This window comes from Actinomadura soli (genome assembly GCF_005889715.1).
Classification (GTDB): domain Bacteria; phylum Actinomycetota; class Actinomycetes; order Streptosporangiales; family Streptosporangiaceae; genus Spirillospora; species Spirillospora soli.
In genome coordinates, this window is sequence record NZ_VCKW01000035.1 from 38,871 (window position 1) to 46,995 (window position 8,125).

The following is an 8,125-nucleotide window of genomic DNA, read 5'->3' on the forward strand; positions in this document are numbered from 1 at the left end:
GCGGTCGCCGGGGCGGTCACAGCGCCGCCCCGGTGAGCGCGGTGTCGTCCACGACCGTGTCGTCCACCACCAGGCCGTCGCGCATCCGGACCTGGCGCGGCAGGCTCGCCGCGATCTCCCGGTCATGGGTGATGACCACGACGGTCGTCCCGGCGGCGTGCAGCTCGCGGAGCAGCGCCATCACCCCTTCGCCGGACGCCGAGTCGAGCGCGCCGGTCGGCTCGTCCGCGAGGAGCAGCGCCGGCTCGCCCGCCACGGCCCGCGCGATCGCGACGCGCTGCCGCTCGCCGCCGGACAGCTCGTGCGGCTCGTGGTCCAGCCGGTGGCCGAGGCCGACCCGCTCCAGCGCCGCCGCGGCCTTCCGGCGCCGCACCGCCGGGCGGAGCCCGGTGTAGAGCAGGCCGTCCGCGACGTTGTCGAGCGCGAACGTCCCGGCGGCCAGGTGGAAGTGCTGGAAGACGAACCCGATGCGGGTCGCCCTCAGCGCCGAGAGCTTCGCGTCCGGCAGCCGTCCGACGTCGTGCCCGTCGATGTGGACGGTGCCCGACGTCGGCCGGTCCAGCGTGCCGAGCACGTTCAGCATCGTCGACTTCCCCGACCCGGACGGCCCGACGATCGCGACCAGCTCGCCCGCGCCGATGTGCAGCGACACCCCGGCCAGCGCGCGGACGCCGCCCGCGTACTCCTTCGTCACGTCCCGCAGAGAGATCATTTCGGCACCCCCACGAGGACGCCCTCGGCGATGCCCGGCCCGGAGACCTCGACCTTCCCGTCGGCGAACAGGCCCGTCTCGACCGGCACGTACGACGACGCGCCGCCCCTGACGACCTCGACGCCGAACCCGCCCTCCCGCAGCGCGACCAGCGCGGCCACCGGCACGGTCAGCACGCCCTCGCGCTCCCCGGCGGTGAACGTGACGTCGACGGACGCGAGCGCGTACCCGGCGGCGGCCTTCTTCGCCTTGGCGGAGCCCAGCCAGATCGTGACCTCCACCTTCGTCGCCGGGTCCTCGCCCTGCTCGCCCGGCTCGATCACCGTCGTGACCTCGTCGATCTTCGCGGTGACGCGCTGGTTCTCCGGCAGGGTCACCTCGACGGCGGCGCCCTCCTTCGCCATCCGCTGGTCGGCGGTGTCGAGCTCGACGGTCACGGCCTTCGCGGTGCCGGTGTAGTCGAGGACCTTCTTGCCCGGTGCGGACGGCTCGCCCGCGTTGGCCTGGACGGTGTCGACCCGCACTGCCCCGTCCGCGAAGGCGACCCGTCCGAGCTCCACGATCCCGGTCTCCGCGACGCCGATGTCGTCCTGCCATTCCCGGACAGCGCCCGCGGTGTCCTCGGTGTACTCGTCGTCCACGGTGAAGCCGTCGTAGCCGAGCGCGCTGAGGTTCGCCTCGAACCGCTTGACGTCGGGGCCCTCCGTGCCGGGCCGCAGCGGCCGGTACGACGGCTTCGACCCGTACATCAGCACGACCGGGGCGCCGTCCACCTCGTACAGCTCGTGGCCCCGGGTGATCTCGTCGCCGCTCTCGGGGAGCTTGGTCAGCGTGCCCTTCGCCTGGCTCGTCACCGTGTGCGCGGGGCCGTAGCCGAGCCGCCCGTCCTCGGTCTGGGCGTCCTTGAGCGTCTGCTTCGCCACCTTCGCGGTGGCGGGCGGCAGGCCGGTCGCCGTCCCGCCGCCCGAGCCCCCGCCGTCGCCGAACGCCGCGACGGCGCCGACGCCGCCCGCCGCGACCAGCACCGCCGTGCCGAGCGCGATCCTCGCCCGGGGCCGGCGACGGCGCACCCGGCGCTCCCGTTCCTCCTTCGGCGGCGCGGGCTCCACGGCGACGCCGCCCGTCACTTCCGCCCGCCCTGGAGGATGTCCTGGCACTTCTGCTGCGCCGGCTCCAGGTCCGGGTCGTCCCCGACCGTCTTCTTGTCGATCATGATGCCGCGCTGGCCGGGCTTCGGGTCCGGGAACTTCTCGACGCCGTTCCGCCGCATGCACTCGGCGAACTTGCGGCCCCGCTCCTGCTGCTGCGGGTCCGGCGCCCCGGTGGCGTTGGCCTGCGGGTTGTACTGCCGGCACGCCTCCATCGCCTTGTCCACGGTCTCCTTCGGCACGTCCTTGATCCTGAGCTGGATGCCCTGGCCGGGCTTGGGGTCGTCCATCTGGACGCCGTTCTCGCGCATGCACTGGGCGAACTTCACGCCCATCGCGTCCAGGTCCGGCTTCGCGCCGCCGCCCCCGGCCGCGCCGCTCTGCTTCGCGCCGCCCGCCGACGCCACCCCGCCCGAGTCGCCGTCGTCGCCGCCGCACCCGGTGAGCGCCAGGGTCAGCGCGAGCGGCAGTGCCGCAAGTATCCGCAGTCGCATGGACGTTCTCCTCGTCTCTGCGGCCAGAGCGGTCTCCGGCCGACGATGAGCGATGCAACCCGCCCGCGCGTTTCCCCTCCGTTTCCCCGGTCCGGCCGGCTCGTCCCGCCGCGATCACTAACAGAAACGAAACAGCCGGTAGGGCACCATCGCGAGCGGAAGAGGTGCGGGGGAAGGAGCAATATGCGGGTGCTGGTGGTGGAGGACGAGCGGCTCCTCGCCGACGCGATCGCCGAATGGCTGCGCGACGACGCGCACGCCGTCGACCTCGCCTACGACGGGTCGTCGGCCCTGGAGCGCGTCGCCGTCAACGACTACGACGTGGTCGTTCTCGACCGCGACCTCCCGCTCGTGCACGGCGACGACGTCTGCCGCGAGATCGTGAGCGGCGAGACCACGGCCCGGGTCCTGATGCTGACCGCCGCCGCGGAGATCACCGACCGGGTCGACGGCCTCGGGCTCGGCGCGGACGACTACCTGACCAAGCCGTTCGCGTTCCCCGAGCTGGCCGCTCGCGTCCACGCCCTGGCCCGCCGGTGCCGTCCCGCCGCGCCGCCGACCCTGCACCGCGCGGGCATCACCCTCGACCCGGCGCGCCGCGAGGTGTTCCGGGACGGACGCTACGTCCCGCTCGCGAAGAAGGAGTTCGCCGTCCTCACCGAGCTGCTCCTCGCGGACGGCGCCGTCGTCTCCGCCGAGCGGCTCCTGGAGAAGGCGTGGGACGAGCACGCCGACCCGTTCACCGGCGCCGTGCGGCTCACCGTCCTCAAGCTGCGCCGCAAGCTCGCCGACCCGCCCGTCGTCGAGACCGTCAAGGGAGCGGGGTACCGGATCCCATGAGGCTGTCGCTGCGCGCCCGCCTGACCCTCACCTACGGCGGCCTGTTCCTCGTCGCCGGGGTGGTGCTCCTCGGCGTCACCTACGCGCTGTTCGACCAGGACCTGTCCCGGTCGGGCACGAAGATCGTCACCGCCCGCCTGAACCAGCCCTCGCCGGGCGACCCCGCCGCCCCGACGCCCGCGCGGACGCCGCCGCAGGGCCAGCGCAGCCTGAGCGAGGACGCGGCGCTCATGAGCGAGGCGGACCGGCAGGCGAGGAAGCAGCGCGAAGAGCTGCACGACGCGGCCGTCACCTCGCTGATCACGCAGGGCTCGATCGCGCTCGGCGTCGTCGGCGGGGCCGCCGCAGCCTTCGGCTGGCTCCTCGCCGGACGGGTCCTCGCCCCGCTCCACCGCGTCACCGAGACCGCCCGCCGCATCGCCGGCTCGCCCGCCGCCGACCGCGTCCTGCACGAGCGCATCGCCCTCGAAGGCCCGCGCGACGAGGTCAAGGAGCTGGCCGACACCTTCGACACGATGGTCGAACGGCTCGACCGGTCCTTCGACGGGCAGCGCCGGTTCGTCGCGAACGCGTCCCACGAGCTGCGCACCCCCCTCACGCTGGGCCGCGCGCTGGTCGAGGTCGCGATGCACCGCGAGTCGGCGTCCCCGGACGTCCGGCAGCTCGGCGAGACGCTCCTGCAGATCAACTCGCGGCACGAGCGCCTCATCAGCGGCCTGCTCCTGCTCGCCCGCTCCGAGAACGAGATCACCACCCGCGCGCCCGTCGACCTCGCGGACATCGTGGGGCATGTGACGGCCCAGACCGCCGCGGAGGCCAAGGACGCCGGCGTCACCGTCGAGGCGGACGCCGCCGAGGCCGTGACGACCGGCGACGCCCTGCTCCTCGAACGCGTGGTGCAGAACCTCCTGGAGAACGGCCTGCGCCACAACACCGAGTCCGGCTGGGTCAAGGTGGCGTGCCGGACGCTCGACGGCCACGCCGTCCTGGAGGTGTCGAACTCCGGGCCCGTCGTCCCGCCCTACGAGATCCCGGCCCTGTTCGAGCCGTTCCGCCGCCTCGACAACGACCGCGTCGTCACCGCCAAGGGCGCGGGCCTCGGGCTGTCGATCGTCCAGTCGATCGTCCGGGCCCACAACGGCACGGTCACCGCCACGTCCCGCAAATCCGGCGGTCTCCACATCACCGTCACCCTCCCTCTCGCAAGGGAGTAGCCGGGATCGAGCGATGCGTCCACGTTACGAGTGGACGCCTCCGGAACGCTCCCGTCCGTGCCGTATGCCCCAGAAAGTCCTGCTTCGCCGGGTTATAGAGGCTCGTTATGACCTGTTGGCATTACCCGGATTCGGTCACGAATGAGACTTTTACTGCGTTCCCTTTGCCTCTCACGCGGGGTTCCCAGCCCGGAGTTCCCCCGGCACCGGTAGGGACCGCTCGATGCGCAGCATCCCCGCAGCGGCAGTGCACCGCTCCAGCCAGGGGATGACGGCGCACTCGCTCGCGTGAGAGGTGCACGGCATTGCCGGGAGAAAAGGCGGAAGCCAATGACAACGCGTACCCGTCCCGCCCGGGCGCGCAGGCGATTCGCGGTCGGCGCCGCGGGCGTGGCAGCAGCCACGCTCGCGATGTCGGGCAGTGTCGCCTCGGCTGGAGAACTGCAGATCACGCAGTTGGTCCAGGAGCAGAACCAGTGGTGCTGGGCCGCCAGCGGCCTGACGATCGCCAAGTTCCACGGAAAGGGCAACGTCAGCCAGAACGAGTTCTGCAACCTCGCACGGAACCGGCAGTCGGGCACCCAGTGCCCGAACCAGCCCGGTTACCTGCAGTGGGACCAGACGGCCTTCCAGAAGCTGGGGCTCTCCCCCGGCCAGGTCACCGGACCGATGTCGTACCAGGCCGTGGTCACCGAGATCGACGCGAAGCGTCCGATCGAGACCGGCATCTACTGGACCGCCGGTGGCGGCCACGCCCAGGTGATCTACGGCTACAACGGCCAGACGCTCTCCTACGGCGACCCGTGGCCGTCCAGCCCCAGGTACGGGCAGATGAGCCACAGCAGCTACCAGAGCAACGGCCAGTTCCGCTGGGGCGAGGCCCTGTCCAAGGTTGGAGCCTGACATGCGCACTCCTGCAAAGGTCACGGCTGCCACTCTGATCGGCGGCTCGGTTCTGCTGGGCGGCAACGCGGCGATGGCCGCGGGACCGCCGTCGTCCGACGAGGCAGCGGCCGCCAAGGTCGCGGCGGCCCCCGCCACGAAGCAGTGGCTCGGAACGTTCTTCGTCAACCTCGACCAGCACCAGAAGGGCCAGACGACGAGCCAGGGCGTCTCCAAGGCGGCGGCAGCGGCAAAGGCGCCGCAGCTGCAGGGCGACGTCCAGCGCGTCTACTCGCTGAACCCGGCGTTCGTGAAGGGCACGCCGAACGTTCCCGTCGCGACGTTCGTCTACATGGCGGTCGGCGCGAAGTCGGCGTCCGGGCAGCAGGCGACCGTGTGGCTGACGAAGTCCGGCACGGGCTGGGTCGCCTCGAACGTCATCTCGGGCAGCGACGAGGCCGCCTACCCGGCGATGGCCGACGGCGGCACGGTGTTCACCGAGCCGCAGATCCGCGCCTGGTACCGACTGAAGAACGGCCGCGTGACCGGCCTCAACGACGCGGCGAAGACGTCCGTCGGCGAGGGCGTGACGGTCGGGTCGTACCAGCGGCTCGTCAACACCCGGTACGGCGACAAGCTCCCGGGTTCCGAGTACCAGCGGTCCGGGAAGCTGGGCGGCTACTCGCCCACCACCGGCGTCAGTGACCGGGCGCCGGACAGGGGCCCGGCGCCCGCGCTGATGGCGCTCGGCGCCGGCGGCACGGTCGTCGCGGCCGCCGGCGTCGCCGTCGCGCTGCGCCGCCGCCGCCTCGGCAGCTACTAGCCGCCCGCATGCGGGTTCCGGGAACCGCCCCCCTTTCCGGAACCCGCTTCCCGGCCCGCGGCGACCGGTCCCGCTCCGACCGGTCCCGCGGTCACCGGGAGCCCGGGGTGCGCCTCGGGATGCTCGTCCCACCAGTCGCGAAAAACGGGTTGAGCCCGGACAAGGTCCAGGTAAATGTCACTGAACACGACGCGCAGGCGTTCCGCCGCCTTCTCGGCCTCGGGACGCCATACCAGCACGACGCGCTGCACGATCGGGTCGCCGGTGATACGCCGGAACACGATCCCGTCGCGCACGCCCGCGGACGGCTGGTACAGGCCGATGGCGCGTCCCGACCGGATGAGGGAGGCTGATATCTGCCAGTCGCTCGACCAGAACCGCACGCGCGGTTGGAACCCGGCGCCGGCGCACACCCCGCGGACATAGGCGGGCCACGGGCCGTCGTCCAGCGGGTCGTCGAGCCAGTCCTGGTCGGCGAGGTCCGCCAGGTCGACGGTGTCGTGGGCGGCGAGCGGGCTCGACGACGACACCCCGACGAGAATGGGCTCGCGGTCCACGATGACGAGCCGTTCGAGCTCGTCGCGCGCGTCGCGAGGCCGCGGGACGTGGTCGACCGGCTCCTGGAACAGGCCGACGTCGAGGGCCCCGGAGGCGAGGAGCGCGGGAATGCGCCCCCCGCCCTGGTCGACGCGCAGCTGCAGCCGCGACACCGGCGACAGCGCGCCGAGATGGTCGCTCAGCCGGGTCAGCGCAGGGCACGCCTGCACCCCGACGCGCAGCAGCGGCATCGCGGACGGGTCGCGGATCCGGTGCGCGAGGGCGGCGTTCAGGTCGTCGATGCTGGCCAGGGCCGCGCGGGCGCGGGTGGCGACCTCCGCCCCGACCGGGGTCGGCGTGACGCCCTCCGGCGACCGGACGAACAGCTGCACGCCCAGATGGCTCTCGACGCGGCGGAGCATCGTGCTGACCGCCGGCTGGGTGAGTCCGAGCCGGGCCGCGGCCTTGCTGATGCTGCCGGTGGCGGCGATCGCCTCGATCATTCTGAGATGGTGGGGCCCGAGGTCCACGAACGTGCTCCTGACCGTCATCGCCCCGTTGCCATGATCTCGACGAATGGTAACCCCGGGATCGGTCCCGGCAGAATGTAAATGCGTGCCAACCGAATCTAGTGGCCCCGCGCCGCCCGCCTGCGCTCCAGTTCCCGCAGCTCACGGGGACTGACACCGAACCGCTGCCGGAAGGCGTGGCTGAGCGCGCTCGCCGAGGAGAACCCGGTCGCGTGCGCCAGATCGGTGATCGTGTGCCGGTCGAGCGGGTCGCGCAGCCGGTCCCGGACGAGCCGGAGCCGCTCCTCGCGGATCAGCTCGCGCGGCGTGGTCCCGGCGCGCTGCAGCGCGAGCTGGATCTGGCGCAGCGACCAGCCGAGGACCTTCGCCATCGCGGCGCCGGTCAGGCCCGGGTCGGTGGCGTGCTCGCGGACGTGCCGGCGCACGACCTCCTCCACCTCGGCGAGATGGCCGGGCGCGGGCGGCCGGTCGCGCTCCGCGCCGGCGAGGTCGGCGACGACGATGCACAGCAGCTCGGTGATCCGGTCGCAGGCGGCGTCGAACTCCCGCGCGGTGAGGGTCTCGCGCTCCTCCCCGACGGCCCTGACCATGTCGGCGACGACGCGGCCGAGCCCGGCCGACAGGTCGAGGTCTGCGGCGAGCGGCACGGCGGGCGAGGCGGCGCGGCGCAGCCGCCGGTCCACCTCGTGGGCGGGGATCGTCAGGACGAGGGCGCGGGCGGGCCGGTGCGGGACGAGCCGGACGGGCGCGGTCAGCGAGATGAGCCCGCCCGTCCCCGGCCGCAGCCGCGCTTCGGAGCCGTCCCGGAGCAGGAGCACCTCGCCGTGCAGCGGCAGCAGGAAGCGGTAGTCGCCGCCCCGGCCGGTCCGGGATTCGGCGCCGTTCCGGAGTTCGGCGCCGTTCCGGGGGGCGCCGGCCGGGCCCGGGGCGCGGTCACCGTGCGGG

9 protein-coding genes are annotated in these 8,125 nt (G+C 73.0%); 4 read left to right on the top strand and 5 right to left on the bottom strand.

What is annotated here, in order from left to right; all coding sequences use genetic code 11:
* Positions 1-16: 16 nt before the first annotated feature.
* Genes ETD83_RS09580 through ETD83_RS09590 form a run of 3 tightly spaced genes read right to left on the bottom strand, consistent with a single transcriptional unit; the run spans position 17 to position 2,354 of the window.
* On the bottom strand, positions 17-712 hold the full coding sequence (locus ETD83_RS09580) for an ABC transporter ATP-binding protein (RefSeq protein WP_138644711.1): 696 nt from the start codon (positions 710-712) through the stop codon (positions 17-19).
* Positions 709-1,839: a peptidoglycan-binding domain-containing protein gene (locus ETD83_RS09585; protein ID WP_138644712.1), complete on the bottom strand. Its 1,131-nt coding sequence runs from the start codon at positions 1,837-1,839 to the stop codon at positions 709-711. The genes ETD83_RS09580 and ETD83_RS09585 overlap by 4 nt, the downstream gene beginning before the upstream one ends.
* Positions 1,836-2,354 (bottom strand): hypothetical protein, encoded by a 519-nt coding sequence (locus tag ETD83_RS09590; protein ID WP_138644713.1) that lies wholly within the window; start codon positions 2,352-2,354, stop codon positions 1,836-1,838. The genes ETD83_RS09585 and ETD83_RS09590 overlap by 4 nt, the downstream gene beginning before the upstream one ends.
* A 183-nt stretch (positions 2,355-2,537) precedes the next feature.
* On the opposite strand from ETD83_RS09590, the gene ETD83_RS09595 reads away from it, so the two are divergent.
* The 4 genes from ETD83_RS09595 to ETD83_RS09610 all read left to right on the top strand — a co-directional run bounded on the left by ETD83_RS09595 (position 2,538) and on the right by ETD83_RS09610 (position 6,113).
* A complete protein-coding gene (locus ETD83_RS09595) occupies positions 2,538-3,194 on the top strand; it encodes a response regulator transcription factor (protein WP_138644714.1) in 657 nt (218 codons plus the stop codon).
* Complete coding sequence (locus ETD83_RS09600; RefSeq protein WP_138644715.1) at positions 3,191-4,408, top strand: sensor histidine kinase; 1,218 nt, start codon at positions 3,191-3,193, stop codon at positions 4,406-4,408. The genes ETD83_RS09595 and ETD83_RS09600 overlap by 4 nt, the downstream gene beginning before the upstream one ends.
* A 330-nt stretch (positions 4,409-4,738) precedes the next feature.
* Positions 4,739-5,311: a papain-like cysteine protease family protein gene (locus ETD83_RS09605; RefSeq protein WP_138644716.1), complete on the top strand. Its 573-nt coding sequence runs from the start codon at positions 4,739-4,741 to the stop codon at positions 5,309-5,311.
* Position 5,312: 1 nt separating this feature from the next.
* Positions 5,313-6,113, top strand: coding sequence for a hypothetical protein (locus tag ETD83_RS09610; RefSeq protein ID WP_138644717.1), 801 nt, complete (start codon positions 5,313-5,315; stop codon positions 6,111-6,113).
* Here ETD83_RS09610 and ETD83_RS09615 read toward each other — a convergent pair.
* Positions 6,110-7,180: a LysR family transcriptional regulator gene (locus ETD83_RS09615; protein WP_171064107.1), complete on the bottom strand. Its 1,071-nt coding sequence runs from the start codon at positions 7,178-7,180 to the stop codon at positions 6,110-6,112. The two genes, ETD83_RS09610 and ETD83_RS09615, sit on opposite strands and share 4 nt — an antisense overlap.
* Before the next feature lie 98 nt (positions 7,181-7,278).
* Positions 7,279-8,125: helix-turn-helix domain-containing protein (locus ETD83_RS09620; protein WP_329602728.1), on the bottom strand; the 847-nt coding region annotated here is incomplete at its 5' end.

Coding starts and splice junctions, on each gene's coding strand:
- ETD83_RS09600 (WP_138644715.1), top strand. CDS start 3,191: ATGAGGCTGTCGCTGCGCGCCCGCCTGACCCTCACCTACGGCGGCCTG.
- ETD83_RS09590 (WP_138644713.1), bottom strand. CDS start 2,354: ATGCGACTGCGGATACTTGCGGCACTGCCGCTCGCGCTGACCCTGGCG.
- ETD83_RS09595 (WP_138644714.1), top strand. CDS start 2,538: ATGCGGGTGCTGGTGGTGGAGGACGAGCGGCTCCTCGCCGACGCGATC.
- ETD83_RS09610 (WP_138644717.1), top strand. CDS start 5,313: ATGCGCACTCCTGCAAAGGTCACGGCTGCCACTCTGATCGGCGGCTCG.
- ETD83_RS09605 (WP_138644716.1), top strand. CDS start 4,739: ATGACAACGCGTACCCGTCCCGCCCGGGCGCGCAGGCGATTCGCGGTC.
- ETD83_RS09580 (WP_138644711.1), bottom strand. CDS start 712: ATGATCTCTCTGCGGGACGTGACGAAGGAGTACGCGGGCGGCGTCCGC.